This window comes from Micromonospora saelicesensis (assembly GCF_900091575.1).
In the GTDB taxonomy this organism is placed as follows: Bacteria; Actinomycetota; Actinomycetes; order Mycobacteriales; family Micromonosporaceae; genus Micromonospora; species Micromonospora saelicesensis.
This window is the reverse complement of sequence record NZ_FMCR01000008.1, coordinates 140,193-157,953: the sequence shown is the minus strand read 5'-3', so window position 1 is coordinate 157,953 and position 17,761 is coordinate 140,193. Positions and strand designations below refer to the sequence as shown.

The window sequence follows — 17,761 nt, the reverse complement described above, 5'->3', positions numbered from 1 at the left end:
TCGGCACTCACCGATGATGTCCCGCCGTTGCTGCTCAGCGCGGATAGACCACGAACTTGGGCGCGGATCCGCCGGTGGAGGGCGGCACCCGGTAGTGACGCAGCGTGAACTGCATCATGTCCCGGAACGCCGGATTGGCGATCGCCGCGCCCCCGCCGTTGGGCGCGTAGACGAAGACGGCGATCACGTAGCGGGGGTTCTCGGCGGGGGCCATCCCGATGAACGAGGACACCTCACCGGGCTGCTTCTTGCCGTTCACCAGCCGCCACCCGGTGCCGGTCTTGCCGGCGACCCGGTAACCGGGGACCGCGGCGGTCAGGCCGGTGGCGTGGTCGACGGTGGTGACCGCCTCCAGCATGGTGCGCAGGGCCGCCGCGTTCTGCGGGCTGAGCACCGACCGGGTCACCGGAGCCGGCGCGGGGGTCCGCTTGCCGTCCGGCCCGATCACCTCCTTGACCAGGTGCGGCTGCACGTACGTGCCGTTGTTGGCGATGGCGGCGTACGCGGCGGCCATCTGCAACGGGGTGGCATCGACGCTGTGCCCGATCGGCACCGACCCGCGCGACGACCCGCTCCACTCGTCGGCCGGCAGCAGTCGCCCGCTGGCCTCCCCGGGCATCCCCTCGCCGGTGGGCTTACCCAGCCCGAACCGCTTCTGGTAGTCGATCAGCCGGTCCCGGCCGAGCCGCTCGGCGATGGTGATCGTGCCGACGTTCGACGAGTAGGCGAGCATCCCCGGCACACTCATCCGCTTGCCGTCGGCCGGGTGCGTGTCGGAGAACCAGGTGTCGCCCATCTTGATGCTGTTGGCGATCGGCAACGTGGTGTCCGGCGTGATCACCCCCTCCTGCAGGGCCGCGCCGTAGGTGATCGCCTTGTGCACCGAGCCGGGGTCGACCACGAAGCTGGTCGCGGCGTCCTCCCGGGCGACCGGGTCGCTGGGCACCGGCTTCGCCGCGTCGTAGGTGGGGTTGCTGGCCTGGGCCAGCACCGCGCCGGAGGGAATCTCGATGACCACCGCGGCGCCGGTGCCGCCCGGCGCCTGGGCCATGCCCGCGCTGAGGATCTGCTGCGTCCGGAACTGCAGGTCGCGGTTGACGGTGAGGGCGAGCGAACTGCCCGGCTTGGCGAGCGTGGTCCGGCTGTAGCCGCCCGGAATGGGCGCGGCGAGATCGCCGAGGCCGGCCTCGTACACCCGCTTGCCGTCCTGACCGGCGAGCACGTCGTCGTAGCGGGCCTCCAGCCCTTCCAACCCGACCATGTCCTGGCTGGTGAAGCCGATCAGGTTGGCCGCCAGGTCACCGCCGGGCACCTCACGGCGCTCGTCGCGGTGCACCCCGATGCCGAGGAGTTCAAGCGCCTGCACCCGCTTGGCGGTGGAGATCTCCACTCCCCGCGCCAGGTACACGAATCGGGACGCCTTACCGTCCTCCAGCTTGCGGGGCTTCATCAGCTCCACGAGCTTCGACACCGGGATGCCGAGCAGTGGGGAGAGCGCCTTGGCGACGGCGGCCGGGTCCTTCACCTCGGTCGGGTCGGCGTACACGTACCGCGCCTCGACACTGCGGGCCAGCGGCGCGCCGGTGCTGTCGTAGATCGCGCCCCGCGGCGCCGGCAGCTCGACCGTGCGGAGGCGGTCGCTGATGCCACCCCCGGCGTACGCCGGAGCATCGACCGTCTGGAGGAAGATCAGCCGGATCCCGATGGAGGCGAAGAGCGTCAGGGCGAGCACGGTGCCCAGCCGCAGCCGCAGCCGCGAGTCGGCCAGCTTCGGTGGGCGTCGTGGCTTGCGCGACGGCCGCCGGGCCGCCGGTCGGTCGGTGCGTCGCGGCGCGCGTGGCGTGGTCCGGCGGCGCGGCGGCGGCTCGTCCCCAGCCGGGCCACGGGGGGTACGCGGCGCGACGGTGCGCACCACAGCACCGCGTCCGGCCGCCGGAGCGTCGCGCCGGCCGGCCCGGGCGGCGGCCCGACCGCCGTCGAGCACCTGCAACGCCGGCCGGAACGGGTCACCGGACCGGGTGCTGCGCGGCGTACGCCGCTGCTCGGCGCCCTGACCGCGGGCCGGCGTGCCGCGCTCCTCGCGGACGGTCCGACCCCTCGGGGTGTACGCCCGGGCGCCGGAGATGCCCCCGATGCCCGGCTCGCCGGTGCGTGGCTCGCCGTCGGCGGGCCCGGCATCACGTGCAGAACCGCGCCGGGACCCCGTAGGGTCCCGGCGCGGCTCGTCCGACCTTGGTGGCACCGGTCAGCCTCCCGCACCCTGGCTCGTCACCGACGGCTGGCCGTTCGCCGGCTGCGGCACACCGATGGTCTTGCCGTCCGGCAGCCGGATGTAGCCCGGCTCGCCGGCGTCGACCAGGCCCAGCCGCCGCGCCTCGGCGGTCAGGTTGCCCGGCGCCTCGGCGTCGGCGATCTGCTTGTCCAGTTGCTGCTTCTCCAGGTCCAGTCGAGCCTGCTGCTGCTGCAACCGCTCCAGCCGGAACGCGTTCTCGTTGATCTTGGTGTTGACCGCCAGGATGCCCAGCACCCCGCCGACCACCAGCACCACGATCAGCGCGGCGAACGGCGCACGCGGCACCGAGATGGGCGGCGGCGGCGCCACCCGCAGCCGCGGCGGCCGGGCGCTGGTCGCGCTGGCGGCCTTCTCGACCGGTCGCAGCGCGGCGGAGCCCTGAGTCGGGAACTCGCGCGCCCCCCGGGCACGAGTCTCCCCCTGCCGATTCGTTCGATCGATGCGTGGCGTACCGTTTCCGAGGCGCGGAGCCCGCTCCGCCGCGGTCCGGCCCCCCGACCGCGGTGCGCGCTGCCCGCCGCCGGTGACGTCCCGGCGGTCGCGCTTGTCAATGCTCATGTCCCTCCCCCTCAACGTCCGTCCCTCTAGCCGTCCCGGCGCCCCTGACCCCCCACGGATCAGGCGGACCCCGTGCCCGGTTGGTGCATTCCCTTCACCCGTCGGCGAGACCGTTCGCGGTCGGTCCGCCCCTGCTCTGTCGCGTTCGGGTCGAGGCGCTCCGCGGCCCGCAGCCGCACCGAGGCGGCCCGCGGGTTCGCGGCGACCTCCGCCTCCCCCGGCAGTTCGGCGCCCCGGCTGAGCAGCCGGAACGTCGGACCGGACCCGGGAAGCTCGACCGGGAGGTCAATCGGGCCCTTACTGCGGACCCGGTCCGTGAGGGCCGCCTTGGTGAGCCTGTCCTCCAGCGAGTGGTAGGACAGGACCACCATGCGACCGCCCACGGTCAGTGCGTCTAGTGCGGATGGCAACGCTGTCTCCAGCGCTGCCAGCTCTCTGTTTACCTCGATCCGTAAAGCCTGAAACGTTCTCTTTGCCGGGTGCCCACCCGTTCGTCGGGCTGGCGCCGGAATGGAGTCTCGAACCAGCTCCGCCAGCAGCGCGGACGAGGTGATCCGGGCCCGCTCCCGCTGCCGGATGATCGCCGAGGCGATCCGGCCGGCGAACTTCTCCTCGCCGTAGACCCGCAGCACCCGGGCCAGGTCCGGATGCGCGTACGTGTTGACCACCTCTTCGGCGGTCACCCCCCGGGTCTGGTCCATCCGCATGTCCAACGGCGCGTCCTGGGCGTACGCGAACCCTCGGTCGGGCGCGTCCAACTGCAACGACGAGACACCCAGGTCGAACAGGATGCCGTCGATGGCCGGATAGCCCAGCCGGTCCAGTACGTCCGGCAACTCGTCGTAGACGGCGTGCTCCAGGTGCACCCGATCGGCGAACCGGGCCAGCCGGACCCGCGCGTGAGCGAGCGCCTCGGTGTCCCGGTCGAGCCCGATCAGGACCGTCTCCGGATGCGCCTCGAGCACCGCCTCCGCATGCCCGGCCAGACCGAGCGTCGCGTCGACGTAGACCGTCCGGCCGCCTCGACCCAGCGCGGGGGCCAGCAGCTCGAGACACCGCTCGAGCAGCACCGGCACGTGCGTGCCGCGCAACTCCCCCATGATGACCCCCACTGGTTGAAACGTCCGTTCTTCTCGTGCGCCTGTCGTCGGACGGCGCTGCCGTCGTACCGCCAGATCCCCATCCGCTCCCGCCTGACACCGGACCGTCGCCCAATGACTGGATCGTGCGCCTGGCACCGGGGAAGTGATGCCAGGAACTCGAAAGCGGCTGGAGATCTCGCAGTACGTCGGGCGCCGTTACCGCCCTACAGACCGCCGGGCAGCACCCCCTCCTCGATGTCGGCGAAGTCGTCTTCGCTCTCGGCGAGGTAGGTCTCCCAGGCGACCTTGTCCCAGATCTCCACCCGCGTGCTCGCGCCGATCACCACCAACTCGCGGTCCAACGCGGCATAGGCCCGCAGGTGAGCCGGGATGGTCACCCGACCCTGCTTGTCCGGAACCTCGTCGTGCGCGCTGGCAAAGAAGACCCGGCTGTAGGCCCGGGCCGCCTTGTGAGTCATCGGCTGTGCGCGCAACTGCTCCGCGATCCGCTGGAACTCAGGGGTCGGGAAGACGTAGAGGCAGCGCTCCTGCCCTTTGGTGACCACGACACCCCCCGCCAGCTCATCCCGGAACTTGGCCGGAAGGATCAACCGGCCCTTTTCGTCCAGGCGCGGAGTGTGGGTGCCGAGGAACATCGGCCCAACCCCCTCGCCCTTGAGCGGCGTTCGCGGCGCCGCTGACCCCCCGGGCCGGTGAGCCCTCCCGGCCTCACCATTGGTCCCCACTCTACTCCACTTCCCTCCACCCGCAACCAAATTCGCCCGCGTGGCGCGCCCGACCCGACGACAAAACCGCACGTCACAAGGGGTGGAGCGGAGTGGAGGGCTCTGAGCGCCCCTCGGCGTGGTCCGCTTTCCGACATAGATCGACTCCGTCCGGGGGACGCCGACCCGGCCGCCCGCGCAGCCACCACGGCCGAACGGTTCACCGTCGGCGGCGATCTGGTGGGGCCGGCGGTCCGGTAACCTCGCTCGCGTGACGGACGCGAAAATGCCCCTACGGGCCAAGGTGGCCAGCTCCGTGTCACGGACCGCCGCGGCGCTCTCCCGGGCGGCCGGCCGTGGCGACGGTTCAGTGATCGGCGGGTGGATCGGCCTGAAGATCGACCCGGACCTGCTGGCCCACCTGTCGGCCGGGCGCGCGATCGCGCTCGTCTCCGGCACCAACGGCAAGACCACCACCACCCGATTGACCTCCGCCGCGGTTGGCGTGCTCGGCCGGGTCGCCACCAACTCGTTCGGCGCCAACATGCCCAGCGGGCACACCTCGGCGCTGGCCAAGGCCGGCAGCACCCCGTACGCGGTGCTGGAGGTCGACGAGCACTACCTGGCGCAGGTGCTGGAGGCGACCGAGCCGCACGTGGTCGCGCTGCTCAACCTCTCCCGCGACCAGCTCGACCGCGCCAAGGAGGTCGCCATGATGGCGCAGCTCTGGCGCGCGGCGCTGGTCCGGCACACCGACGTACGGGTGGTGGCCAACGCCGACGACCCGCTGGTCGTGTGGGCCGCCACCCCACCGGGCGACCCCGCCCGGGGCATCAACCCGCCGCACGTGACGTGGTTCAGTGCCGGCCAACGCTGGCACGACGACTCCTGGGTCTGCCCGGAGTGCGGCTCCACCATCCAGCGCTCCGGCGAGCAGTGGTGGTGCACCGGCTGCCCGCTACGCCGACCGGAGCCGCACTGGGTCGTCGAGGACGAGGGCGTGCTCGACCCGACCGGCGCCTGGCACAAGGTCTCCCTCCAACTGCCCGGCAAGGTCAACCTCGGTAACGCGGCGACAGCGCTGGCGGTGGCCGCCGAGTTCGGCGTCCGCCCGGTCGACGCGGTGTCCCGCCTCGGCATCGTCACCTCGGTGGCCGGCCGCTACGCCCAGGTCGACAAGGACGGGCGCAACATCCGGCTGCTGCTGGCCAAGAACCCGGCCAGTTGGCTGGAGGCGTTCGACATGGCCGACGACGCGCCGACCCTGCTCTCCATCAACGCGCGCGACCCCGACGGTCTGGACACCTCCTGGCTCTACGACGTCGACTTCGCCCCGCTGCGCGGCCGGCAGGTGTTGATCACCGGTGACCGGGCATACGACCTGGCGGTTCGACTGGACGTCAACGACGTGCCGTTCCAGCACGTCCGCACGTTCGACGACGCACTCCGGTCGGTCCCGCCCGGGCGGCTGGAGGTCATCGCGAACTACACCGCGTTCCAGGACATCCGAGCGGAGTTGGACCGTGTCATCTGAGAGTCTGCGCATCGTCTGGATCTACCCCGACCTGCTCTCCACCTACGGAGACCGGGGCAACGCCCTGATCCTCGCCCGCCGGGCCCGTCAGCGTGGGATGCCGGTCGAGGTGCTGGAGGTCCGCTCCGACGAGCGGCTGCCCGCGACCGCCGACATCTACCTGGTCGGTGGCGGCGAGGACGGCCCGCAGGCGCTCGGCGCACAGCGGCTGCTGGCCGACGGCGGCCTGCACCGCGCCGTCGCGCAGGGCTCGGTGGTGTTCGGCGTCTGCGCCGGCTACCAACTGCTCGGCACCTCGTTCTTCGCCAAGGGTGTGCAGTGCCGCGGGCTGGAGCTGCTCGACCTGCGGTCCGACCGGGGCGAGAGCCGGGCCGTGGGCGAGCTGGCCGGTGAGATCGACCCCCGGCTGGGCCTGCCCCCGCTGACCGGTTTCGAGAACCACGGCGGCCGCACCCACCTCGGTCCGGAGGTCTCTCCGCTGGCCCGGGTCACCGCCGGGGTGGGCAACGACGGTGCCACCGAGGGCGCGTGGCGCGGCAAGCTGCTGGGCACCTACTCGCACGGGCCGGCGCTGGCTCGCAACCCCGCCCTGGCCGACCTGCTGCTGCGCTGGGCCACCGGCGCACACCAGCTCCCGCCGTTGGACGACACCTGGTCGGACCGGCTCCGCAACGAGCGCCGCTCCGCGGTGGCCGCCGCCCGGGCATGATCCGTGCCGTCCGGCGGCTGCTCCGGCAGCCGTCGGCCGCCCGGTTCGCCCTGCTCGTCCTGCTGATCGGCGGGTGCGGGTTACTGCTGCTGCTGGTGCCCCGGCCGGATCCGGCGCAGTTGCCGCTGGTCGCCGACCGGCTGGGCGACCTCGCCCCGGTGGCGGCGATCCTCGGTGGTGCGCTGCTGCTGGTCGCGCTGGTACCCCGGACCTTCATCACGCTCGCCGCAGGTGCGATCTTCGGCCCGCTGGAGGGCGCCGCGTACGCCCTGGGCGCCGCGCTGGTGGCGGCGGCGATCGGGTTCACGGTCGGCCGGTTGCTCGGTCGGGAGTTCGTGGCCGAACGGGTCCGCGGTCGACTGGCCCGCCTCGACGGCTGGTTCGCCCGGCAGAGCGTGCTCGGTGTGGTCACCGTCCGGTTGCTGCCGATCGCCGGCTTCGGCCTGGTCAGCTACGGCTACGGCACTACCGGCGCCCGGGTGCTGCCGTTCCTGGCCGGCAGCGTGATCGCGTCCGCGCCGACCGCCTTCGGCTACGCGGCGATCGGCGCGGCGGTCAGCTCACCCGGCCACGTCAACTGGTACGCCGCCGCCCCGGCCAGCCTCGGCCTGATCGCCAGCCTGGTGCTCATCCACCAGTGGTGGCGCGCCGAACGCCAGCGCCGTCGGATGCCAGTATGACCGTGCCCGAGCCGACCGACAGCTTTGCCGAGGAGCCACTCACCGGCGGATTCATCGCCGCCGTGGTCCGGGTCGGCGACACGGTACGACGTACCCCGCCCGCCAACCTGGACTTCGTCGGCGCGCTGCTGCGCCACCTGGCCGGGGTGGGCGCGGACCTCGCGCCCCGCCACCTGGGCGTCGACGCCCACGGTCGGCAGATGCTCAGCTACGTCGCCGGGCGGGTGCCGTGGCGGGACCGGGAGGACCCCGAATTCTTCGCCGACCCGGCGCTGGTGCGACTGGGCCAGCTGATCCGGCGGCTGCACGACGCGTGCGCGGACACCGACCTGTCCGGCGACGCCGAGACCGTGTGCCACCGCGACCTGTCCCCGAAGAACACGGTGTACCGGGACTCCCCCGCCGGGCCGCTCCCGGTTGCCTTCCTCGACTGGGACCTGGCCGCGCCAGGCCGGCGGATCGAGGACGTGGCGTTCGCCGGCTGGCACTGGGCGGCGTTGGGTGAGGATGCCGATCCCGCCGAACTGGGCCGACGGTGTCGCGTTCTCTGCGACGCCTACGAGGCGGCGTCGCCGGCACTGGACCGGGGTGAGCTGGTGGACGTGATGCTCGATCAGATCGGGAGCACCTGGCGGGGCATCGACGCCGGTGCCGAGCGGGGCGAGCCGGCCATGCTCCGGCTGCGCGCCTCAGGCGTGGTCGACGGAATACGCCGCTGGCACAACTGGCTGTATACCCATCGCAGTGTCGTAGCGGTGACCGCCTGCCCTCCGCCGGGGCGACAGGTCCACTGACCGTGCCGTTGACCTGCAGTCACCACCGACGGCCAGACCACGGCCTGGGTGTCGCGCGACGAGCACCCTGACCGTCTGGCGACCGGACTGGGCGGCACCGGTCCGCGTGTTCCGGGTGACCCCTCCGCCCGGCTCCGGCTGCCGCTACCTGTTGCCACCAGGCACCAGGCCCCCGACCGTCGACCCCTTCCACACGGTTGCCAGGCCCACGGCCGTCCGGGGATCTGGTGATCTTCCAGTACGAGCCGGTTGTCCGGTGACCGGCGGGGATGCGCCGGAGAGCGTTATGACTCAGAGGCATATTTATGCCTCTGAGTCATAACGCTCAACGCGGTGCCCGCCTCCGTGGACGTCACAGTCGGTATCGCTCGCGCCGGACCGCCCGCTGCCCTGACCGGCAAGGGGTCAGGCGACGACCGAGACCATCCGGCCCTTGACCACGATGACCTTGCGAGGTTCCTTGCCGGCCAGGGTCGCCGCCACCGCGTCCAGGGCCGCCGCGCGGACGCTCTCCTCGGAGGCGTCGGCGGGGACCTCGATGCGGCCACGGACCTTGCCGTTGACCTGCACCGGGTAGGTCACCGTGTCGGCCACCAGCAGCGCCGGGTCGGCGGTCGGGAAGTCCGCGTACGTCAGTGAGGTGTCGTGGCCCAGCTTGCGCCACAGCTCCTCAGCCACGTGCGGGGCGAACGGCGCCACCATCAGCACCAGCGGCTCGGCCACCTCGCGGGGCGTGGCCGACAGTCGGGTCAGCCCGTTGGTCAGCTCGATCAGCTTGGCGATCGCGGTGTTGAACCGGATGCCGTCCATGTCGCCACGGACCCCGTCGATCACCTTGTGCAGCAGCCGGCGGGTCGCCTCGTCGGCCGGGTCCTCGGTGATCCGCAGGGCGCCGGTCTGCTCGTCGACGACGGCCCGCCACACCCGCTGCAGGAACCGGTACGAGCCGACCACCGCCCGGGTCTCCCAGGGGCGGGAGACCTCCAGCGGGCCCATCGACATCTCGTACACCCGGAAGGTGTCCGCGCCGTAGGCGGCGCACATGTCGTCGGGGGTCACCACGTTCTTCAGCGACTTGCCCATCTTGCCGTACTCGCGGTTGACCTCCAGGTCACCCAGGTAGTAGGCGCCGTCGCGCTCGAAGACCTCCTCGGCCTGCACGTAGCTGCCGCGCGCGTCGGTGTACGCGTACGCCTGGATCATGCCCTGGTTGAACAGCTTGCGGAACGGCTCGAACGACGACACGTGCCCCAGGTCGAACAGCACCTTGTGCCAGAACCGCGCGTACAGCAGGTGCAGCACGGCGTGCTCGGCGCCACCGACGTACAGGTCGGTGCCCCCGCAGTCACCGTCGGCGCGCGGGCCCATCCAGTACCGCTCGTTCTCCGCGTCGACGAACCGCTCGCTGTTGGTCGGGTCCAGGTAGCGCAGCTCGTACCAGCAGGAGCCGGCCCACTGCGGCATCACGTTGGTTTCCCGGGTGTAGCGCTTCGGCCCGTCACCCAGGTCCAGTTCGACCTCGACCCAGTCGCGCCGCCGCGACAGCGGGGTCTCCGGGTTGCTGTTGGCGTCGTCGGCGTCGAACGTCTTCGGGGAGAAGTCGTCCACCTCCGGCAGCTCGACAGGCAGCATCTCCTCCGGCAGGGCGATGGCCGCGCCGGTCTCGTCGTAGACGATCGGGAACGGTTCGCCCCAGTAACGCTGCCGGGAGAACAGCCAGTCGCGCAGCCGGTAGGTCACCGCGCCGGCGCCGTGCCCGTTCGCCTCCAGCCAGGCGATGATCGCCGCCTTGGCGTCGGCGACCCCCAGGCCGTTCAGGTCCAGGCCGCGCTCGGGCGCGGCGCTGTTGATCGCCGGACCGTCCCCGGTGTACGCCTTGCCGTCGAAGCCCTCCGCCGGCTGCACGGTACGGACGATGGGCAGCTCGAAGACCTCGGCGAACGCCCAGTCCCGCTCGTCCTGCGCCGGCACCGCCATGATCGCGCCGGTGCCGTAGCCAGCCAGCACGTAGTCGGCGATGAAGATCGGGATCTGCCCGCCGGTGACCGGGTTGGTGGCGTACGCGCCGATGAAGACGCCGGTCTTCTCCTTGGTGTCGGACTGCCGCTCGACGTCGGTCTTGGCGGCTGCCGCCTTGCGGTACGCCTCGACGGCCTCCCGGGGGCTGGCGTGCCCGCCGGTCCAGGCGTCCCTCGTCCCGTCCGGCCAGTTGGCCGGCGCCAGCGTGTCGACCAGCTCGTGCTCGGGCGCCAGCACCATGTAGGTGGCGCCGAAGACGGTGTCCGGACGGGTCGTGAACACCCGCACCGGTGCCGCGCTGGTCGGGAAGTCGATGTGGGCGCCGGTGGAGCGGCCGATCCAGTTGCGCTGCATCAGCTTGATCGGCTCGGGCCAGTCCAGGCTGTCCAGGTCGTCCAGCAGACGGTCACCGTACGCGGTGATCCGCATCATCCACTGCTTCAGGTTGCGCTTGAAGACCGGGAAGTTGCCCCGCTCGGAACGGCCGTCGGCGGTGACCTCCTCGTTGGCCAGCACGGTGCCCAGCCCCGGGCACCAGTTCACCGGCGCCTGCGAGACGTACGCCAGGCGGTGGTCGTCGACGACCTGGCGGCGCTCGGCGACGCTCAGCTCGGCCCAGGCGCGGCCGTCCGGGGTGGGCCGGTTACCGCCCTCGAACTCGGCGATCAGCTCGGCGATCGGACGGGCCCGGCCGGCGTCGCGGTCGTACCAGGAGTTGAAGATCTGCAGGAAGATCCACTGGGTCCAGCGGTAGAAGTCGGTGTCGATGGTGGCCACCGAGCGGCGCTCGTCGTGCGCCAGCCCCAGCCGGCGCAGCTGCGCCTTGTACCGCTCGATGTTCGCGACAGTGGTGGTCCGGGGGTGGGTGCCGGTCTGCACCGCGTACTGCTCGGCGGGCAGGCCGAACGCGTCGAAGCCCATCGCGTGCAGCACGTTGCGGCCGGCCATCCGCTGGTAGCGGGCGTAGCAGTCGGTGCCGATGTAGCCCAGCGGATGGCCGACGTGCAGGCCCGCCCCGGAGGGGTACGGGAACATGTCCAGCACGTACAGCTTCTCCGCGCCAGCGCGTGGGTGGGTCGGGTCGGCCAGCGGGCCGGTCGGGTTCGGTGCGTGGAAGGTGCCCTCGCGCGCCCAGATGTCCTGCCAACGAATCTCGATCTCGTCGGCCAGGGCCGCGGTGTACCGGAACGGGGGAATGTCGCCCGCCGGTGCGGCTGCCTCACTCATCGTCTCTCCTCGCTTCGCTTCGCTTCGTCTCGGCACCACCGGGCCGGGCCGGCGGCGGGCACAAAAAAGCCCCTCGCGCAGGAGGGGCCGCCGTGCTGTCGCTGGGTTCAGCGCATCAGCACGGCCCGGTAAGAAGCAGGAAGACTCCGGCCATGCCCCGCAGTGTACCTCGCCGTGCGGTGCGACGACGTACCGCCGCCAGGTAGGACGCGAGGCGGTCACGCGGCCGCGGCGAACCGGGCGGTGTCGGAGGTGAAACCCCAGCACTGCTGGGAGTTGAAGACCACGGCGTCCTTGCAGTAGGCGGGGCTGGAGGTGGCGGTCGCGTCGGTCAGTAGCACTGTGGCGTAGTCCCGAAAGTACGCGTCCTCGACGGTGGTGCTGACGCACTGGTCGGTGTTGACCCCGCCGAACAGGAGGGTGCGGATGCCCTGGGCGCGCAGCACCTGGTCGAGGTGGGTGGCATGGAAGCCGTTCATCCGGTACTTCTCCACCTGCACGTCCTCGGGACGCACCAGCTCCCGCAACTCGTCCACCAGCGTCGCGCCCCACGATCCCTCGGTCAGCACCGGGCCGTGGTCCAGCTGCTCCCCGATGCCGGCCTGGTCGAGGCGGTGCTTGAACGACCAGAGTGTGGGCGCGCCGAGATTACGCAGGTCAGGGCGGTTGTACCAGTACACCCAGATCACCGGTACGCCGAGCTGGCGGGCCGCCTCCACCGCCCGTACCGCGCCGGGGATCGCCGCCCGGCAGGCCGTGTGGTCCAGCCCGGAGCGGTCGGTCCAGCCGCCCGGAGAACAGAAGTCGTTCTGCAGGTCGAGCAGGACCAGGGCGGTCGCGTCCAGGTCCACCACGACAGGCAGCAACTCGGCCTCGATACAGGCTCGTCGCTCGCCGGCGCCGGTCGCCACGTCGACGTGGTCGGCGTGCAGCCGCCACTGCGCCACCCCACCTCCGAGACGTACGCCGCCGTCGTCGGCCTGCCCGTAGATGTCCCGCTCCCGCCACACGCTGCTCTCCCCCGGTCACGTGGCCGCCGACCGGTCGGCCGTGCGGGCGGGCCACCGGATACCCGCGCGCGGACTGGTCACGCATCTCCCGAAGGGCGGATATTCCGGTGCGTAAGCGGCGGACTACCTGCGGGGGTCGGCGATAACGACAAACATGGTTAGCCTGAGAGACTAGTGAGATTCCTGCGGCAAACGAGGCTCGACGTCGCGAACCCAACGGCGGGTCCAGGTGCTCTCTAGAGAGCTGCCGTGACGGCGACGAGGAGGAGGCCCGTGACACAACAGACCTGGGACGAGGTGGGCGGCCTGTTGCCGCACGACGAGTTCCGCGCCGCCAGCGAGGCCATCGTGGCCAACATCGAGCAGGTCATCGAGGGTAAGACCGCCACCGTGCGGCTCGCCCTGGCCGTCCTGCTCGCCGAGGGTCACCTCCTGATCGAAGACGTCCCGGGTGTCGGCAAGACCAAGCTTGCCAAGGCCCTCGCGCGGTCCATCGACTGCACCGTGCGACGGATCCAGTTCACCCCCGACCTGCTGCCCAGCGACGTCACCGGGGTCAGCGTCTACAACCAGGAGACGCACGACTTCGAGTTCCGCCCCGGCGCCGTGTTCGCCAACCTGGTGGTCGGCGACGAGATCAACCGGGCCTCGCCGAAGACCCAGTCGGCGTTGCTGGAGTGCATGGAGGAGCGGCAGGTCACCGTCGACGGGGTGACGTATCAGCTCCAGACCCCGTTCATGGTGATCGCCACCCAGAACCCGATCGAGATGGAGGGGACCTACCCGCTGCCGGAGGCGCAGCGCGACCGGTTCACCGCCCGCATCGCGATGGGTTACCCGGACTCCAACGCCGAGCTGGCCATGCTCGACGGGCACGGCGCCACCGACCCGCTGCACGAGCTGCGCGCGGTCTCCGACGCGGCCATCGTCCGGCAGTTGATCGCCACCGTCCGGCAGGTGCACGTGGCGGACGCGGTCAAGCAGTACGCGATCGACCTGGTCACCGCCACCCGCGAGGCCCCCGACCTGCGGCTCGGCGCGTCCCCCCGGGCGACCCTGCAACTGTTGCGCACCGCCCGGGCGGTCGCCGCCCTGGAGGGCCGCGACTACGTCCTTCCCGACGATCTGCAGGCCCTGGCGGTGCCGGTGCTCGCCCACCGGATCATCCCGACCGCCGACGCGCAGCTCGCCCGGCGCACCACCGACGCGATCGTCTCCGAGCTGGTGCACCGCCTGCCGCTGCCACACGACCGGCAGCGCAACCCGTACGACACCCGGCCCCCCGCCACCGGCAACGGTCGCGCACCCTACGAGCCACGGAGGCCATGACGTGCGTGCCGGGCTACGCGGGCTGACCACCCGCGGGCGGTCCTTCCTCGCCGCTGCGGTCGCGGCGGCGGTCTCGGCCGGCATCCTCGGCGAGAAGGACCTGCTCCGGGTGGCTGTGCTGTTGGCCATCCTGCCGTTGCTGGCCGCCGCCTACGTCGGGCGGAGCCGCTACAAGCTGGCCTGCAACCGCTCCCTGGACCCGCACCGGGTTCCGGTCGGCGCCAACTCCCGGGTGGTGCTGCGCCTGCAGAACCTCTCCCGGCTGCCGACCGGCACCCTGCTCCTGGAGGACCGGCTGCCCTACGCGCTGGGCAGCCGGCCCCGGGTGGTGTTGGAGCGGCTCGGCGCGCACCAGGCCAGCTCCGTGGCGTACACGGTGCGGGCCGACGTGCGGGGTCGCTACGACGTGGGCCCGCTGGTCGTCCGGATGACCGACCCGTTCGGCCTCTGTGAACTCACCCGCTCCTTCCCCAGCACCGACCACCTGACGGTCATCCCGCAGGTCACCCCGCTGCCGTCGGTCCGGCTCCCCGGGGAGTACGCGGGCAGCGGCGACAGCCGGGCCCGCTCGGTGGCGGTGCACGGCGAGGACGACGCGGCGACCCGGGAGTACCGGCGCGGCGACGACCTGCGCCGGGTGCACTGGAAGTCCACGGCCCGCACCGGTGAGCTGATGGTGCGCCGCGAGGAACAACCCTGGGAGAGCCGGGCCACCGTCGTCCTGGACACCCGGGCGTACGGTCACCGGGGCGAGGGGCCGACGGCCAGTTTCGAGTGGTCGGTCTCGGCCGCCGCGAGCATCGCCGTCCACCTGCGGCAGGCCGGTTACAAGTTGCGCCTGGTCACCGGCTCGGGGGCAGATGTGGACGCCTCGGAGGCCGGCGGGGACGGCGCGCTGCTCGACCACCTCGCGGAGGTCCGACTGGATCAGCGCGCCGAGGTCACCGGCCTCGTGCAGCGGGTCCGCCAACGCGCCGACGGCGGTCTGATCATCGGCCTGTTCGGCACTGTGAGCGTCGCCGAGGCGGAGCTGCTGGCCGGGCTGCGGGGCAACGGTGCCACCTGTGTCGGCTTCCTGCTGAACAGCTCCACCTGGCTCAGCCTGCCGGAGAAGGCGCGGGCCGAGGCGGAGCACGCCCACGCCGCCGCTGTCCTCGCCATGTTGCAGAGTGGTTGGCGGGTGGTCGGCGTCGACCACGGCGGCCGGCTGCCGGCGCTGTGGCCGCAGGTCGGTCGGGGCGCCCAGGGGTTCGCCCTGCGGGCCGCGCTGGCCGAGACGGTCGCCGGCGGTGTGCGATGAACGGAAGGCTCCCCTCATGATCAGCAGTCGGAACATCGGCATGGTGGCGGCCGCTGCCACGCTGTTGGCCGCCGCGCCGCTGTCGGCCATCTTCCAGGGCTGGACGTGGTTGATCGAGTCCATCATCGCGGTCGCCGTGGTGGCCGGGGTGGCCGCGCTGACCCGCCTCGCCCGGGCACCCTTGTGGGGTCAGGTGCTGGGCATGCTGGCCGGCCTGATGCTCGCCCTGACCTGGTTGTTCCCCAGCGGCCAGGAGCTGTTCGCGATCCTGCCCACTCCGGGCACGTTCGCGTACTTCGGCGACCTGCTCGCCGGCTCCATGCAGGACATGCGCTCGTACGGGGTCGAGGTCCCGGACACCGACCCGCTGTTGTTCATCGCCGTGCTCGGCGTCGGCGGGGTCGCCGTGCTGGTGGACGTACTGGCCGTGGGGCTGCGCCGGCCCGCGCTGGCGGGGCTGCCGATGCTCGCCATCTACTCGGTGCCGGTCGCCGTCTACGTGGACAGCGTCCCCGCGGTGCCGTTCGTGGTGGGCGCCGCCGGTTACCTCTGGCTGCTGGTCACCGACAACGTCGACCGGGTGCGCCGCTTCGGGCGCCGGTTCACCGGTGATGGCCGCGACGTCGACGTGTGGGAGGCCTCTCCGCTGGCGTCCGCCGGTCGTCGGCTCGCGGCGGTCGGGGTGGCCCTGGCGGTGGTGCTGCCGCTGGCGGTGCCCGGCATGACCGGCGGGCTGCTCGACTCGCTCAGCCGAGGGCCGGGCAACGGCCCCGGCAACGGGTCCGGCTCGGGCGGCACGTCGGGTCGGATCGACCTGTTCGCCTCGCTCGCCGGCCAGCTCAACCAGTCCCAGGTGGCCGACCTGGTGAAGGTGAAGACGTCCGAGCAGAGCCCGTTCTACCTGCGCTACGCGGTCGCCGACGAGCTGCGCCCCGCTGGTTTCCAGGCGCGCAACCCCAGCGGCCGGTCGGTCAACAAAGACCTGCCGAACCCGGCCGACCGGGCCGGCCCAGGCGTGCAGCAGACCACCTACCAGGCGACCGTCGAGGTCACCAAGAGCCTGAGCATGTCGCTGATGCCGGTGTACGCCGAACCGACCCGCGCCGACGACCTGAGCGACAACTGGCTCTACGACGCCAACCAGCAGGTCGTCTTCTCCAACCGGGAGAACTCCCGCGGTCGGAAGTACTCCTTCGACTACGTCCGCTCGACCTTCACGCCCGATGCGTTGCGGACAGCGAAGCCGCTGCCGACCGAGCACCCCGTACGCCGACAGATGACCGCCACCCCCGGGCCGGTGCCCGAGGTTGAGGAGCTGGTCAAGGGGCTGATCCAGGGCAAGCGCACGGACTACGACCGGGTGCTGTCGATCTACAAGCACTTCTCGGCGGACAACGGGTTCAGCTACCGGTTGAGCACCGAGAGCGGCAGCAGCGGTCAGGACATCGTCAACTTCCTGACCAACAAGGTCGGCTACTGCCAGCAGTACGCCGCCGCGATGGCCTGGCTGGTTCGCTCGGCCGGCATTCCGGCCCGGGTGGCGTTCGGGTTCACCAACGGCAGCAAGCGCGACGGTGACACCTTCACGCTGACCAACCTCAACCTGCACGCGTGGACCGAGGTCTACTTCGACGGGGCGGGTTGGGTGCCGTTCGACGCCACCCCGGCGTACGGGGTGCCCGGCTCCACCCGGTCGGCCTGGGCGCCGGACACTGACGCGCCGGAGGCGCCCAGCCCGGACTCCAGCGCCACGAGCGCCCCGACGGACCCGGGCGCCTCGACGGAGCCGACCAGCCCGGACAACGCCGACCGGGACACCGACGACGGGCTCTCTCTCGGCGGGACGACGCCGAACGAACAGCCACCGGTCTGGCCCTGGTGGGCAGCGGCCCTGGTGGCCCTGCTGGTGCTGCTCGCGGTGCCCGCGCTGCGCCGGATGGCCCTACGCCGCCGACGCAGTGGCCGCGCAGCGAGCGTGGCGATGGCCTCCGCCGCTGTCGACCGCGACAGCGAGCCGGGGGTACGGCCGGTGGTGGTCAGCGCGGACGCCAACCGGGCTCGCGCGGACGCGCACGCCGCCTGGGCGGAGCTGCTCGACACGCTTGTGGACTTCCGGGTCCCGGTCGATCCGACCGAGACGCCCAGGGCGACCGCGGACCGGCTTGTCCGGGACGCCCTCGACGGTGACGACGCGATCGGGTCGGCGCGGCTGCTCGGCCGGGCGGAGGAGCGGGCCCGCTACGCGCGGGATCCGCTGACCGGTGAGCGGTTGCTGCCGGCGCTACGCGCGGTCCGTGCGGCGCTCGCCTCACGGGCGGACCGACGGACCCGCCTGCTCGCCGCCGTCCTGCCGCCCTCGGTGCTGCTGCGTTGGCGCACCACCATGGCCGACAGGTCCAGCCGGATGGTGGCGCTCACTGGGCAGGCCCGGTACCGACTGCTGCGGTGGAACCCTCGACGGCTGCTGGCCGACCGCGCCGCTCGCTGACCGAAACCCGACC

General features: G+C 72.0%; 12 protein-coding genes and 1 pseudogene. 7 read left to right on the top strand and 6 right to left on the bottom strand.

Annotation, left to right across the window (positions count from 1 at the left end; translation table 11 throughout):
• Positions 1-34 precede the first annotated feature (34 nt).
• From GA0070561_RS29130 to mraZ, 4 genes and pseudogenes are all read right to left on the bottom strand, one after another.
• A complete protein-coding gene (locus tag GA0070561_RS29130; RefSeq protein WP_091407691.1) occupies positions 35-2,242 on the bottom strand; it encodes a peptidoglycan D,D-transpeptidase FtsI family protein in 2,208 nt (735 codons plus the stop codon).
• A 3-nt stretch (positions 2,243-2,245) separates the two neighbouring features.
• Positions 2,246-2,851: a cell division protein FtsL gene (gene ftsL / locus GA0070561_RS29125; protein ID WP_091407689.1), complete on the bottom strand. Its 606-nt coding sequence runs from the start codon at positions 2,849-2,851 to the stop codon at positions 2,246-2,248.
• Positions 2,841-3,951: pseudogene (gene rsmH / locus GA0070561_RS29120) on the bottom strand (16S rRNA (cytosine(1402)-N(4))-methyltransferase RsmH). Before rsmH ends, ftsL begins: the two are co-directional and overlap by 11 nt.
• Before the next feature lie 206 nt (positions 3,952-4,157).
• Entirely contained in the window at positions 4,158-4,589 is a 432-nt protein-coding gene (gene mraZ, locus GA0070561_RS29115; protein WP_030488958.1) for a division/cell wall cluster transcriptional repressor MraZ, read from the bottom strand.
• A gap of 355 nt (positions 4,590-4,944) precedes the next feature.
• Here mraZ and GA0070561_RS29110 point away from each other — a divergent pair, with 355 nt between their 5' ends.
• The 4 genes from GA0070561_RS29110 to GA0070561_RS29095 are packed head-to-tail and all read left to right on the top strand — an operon-like array spanning position 4,945 to position 8,375.
• The gene (locus GA0070561_RS29110; RefSeq protein ID WP_091407686.1) at positions 4,945-6,192 is read left to right on the top strand and encodes a MurT ligase domain-containing protein; all 1,248 of its coding nucleotides are present in this window, start codon (positions 4,945-4,947) and stop codon (positions 6,190-6,192) included.
• Entirely contained in the window at positions 6,182-6,901 is a 720-nt protein-coding gene (locus tag GA0070561_RS29105) for a type 1 glutamine amidotransferase (protein ID WP_091407683.1), read from the top strand. Before GA0070561_RS29110 ends, GA0070561_RS29105 begins: the two co-directional genes overlap by 11 nt.
• Complete coding sequence (locus GA0070561_RS29100) at positions 6,898-7,581, top strand: TVP38/TMEM64 family protein (protein ID WP_091407680.1); 684 nt, start codon at positions 6,898-6,900, stop codon at positions 7,579-7,581. The genes GA0070561_RS29105 and GA0070561_RS29100 overlap by 4 nt, the downstream gene beginning before the upstream one ends.
• Complete coding sequence (locus GA0070561_RS29095; RefSeq protein WP_091407678.1) at positions 7,578-8,375, top strand: aminoglycoside phosphotransferase family protein; 798 nt, start codon at positions 7,578-7,580, stop codon at positions 8,373-8,375. The genes GA0070561_RS29100 and GA0070561_RS29095 overlap by 4 nt, the downstream gene beginning before the upstream one ends.
• A gap of 405 nt (positions 8,376-8,780) precedes the next feature.
• Here GA0070561_RS29095 and leuS read toward each other — a convergent pair whose 3' ends face one another.
• Both leuS and GA0070561_RS29085 read right to left on the bottom strand, forming a co-directional pair.
• On the bottom strand, positions 8,781-11,621 hold the full coding sequence (gene leuS / locus GA0070561_RS29090) for a leucine--tRNA ligase (protein ID WP_091407676.1): 2,841 nt from the start codon (positions 11,619-11,621) through the stop codon (positions 8,781-8,783).
• A 218-nt stretch (positions 11,622-11,839) separates the two neighbouring features.
• Complete coding sequence (locus GA0070561_RS29085) at positions 11,840-12,631, bottom strand: cysteine hydrolase family protein (protein ID WP_091407673.1); 792 nt, start codon at positions 12,629-12,631, stop codon at positions 11,840-11,842.
• 273 nt (positions 12,632-12,904) lie between these two features.
• Here GA0070561_RS29085 and GA0070561_RS29080 point away from each other — a divergent pair, with 273 nt between their 5' ends.
• From GA0070561_RS29080 to GA0070561_RS29070, 3 genes are read left to right on the top strand one after another with little or no spacing between them, the layout of a single operon-like run.
• Positions 12,905-13,960 (top strand): AAA family ATPase, encoded by a 1,056-nt coding sequence (locus GA0070561_RS29080; RefSeq protein WP_091407670.1) that lies wholly within the window; start codon positions 12,905-12,907, stop codon positions 13,958-13,960.
• Position 13,961: 1 nt separating this feature from the next.
• A complete protein-coding gene (locus tag GA0070561_RS29075; RefSeq protein ID WP_091407668.1) occupies positions 13,962-15,260 on the top strand; it encodes a DUF58 domain-containing protein in 1,299 nt (432 codons plus the stop codon).
• 16 nt (positions 15,261-15,276) lie between these two features.
• A complete protein-coding gene (locus GA0070561_RS29070; RefSeq protein ID WP_091407666.1) occupies positions 15,277-17,748 on the top strand; it encodes a transglutaminase TgpA family protein in 2,472 nt (823 codons plus the stop codon).
• The last annotated feature ends 13 nt before the right edge of the window (positions 17,749-17,761 follow it).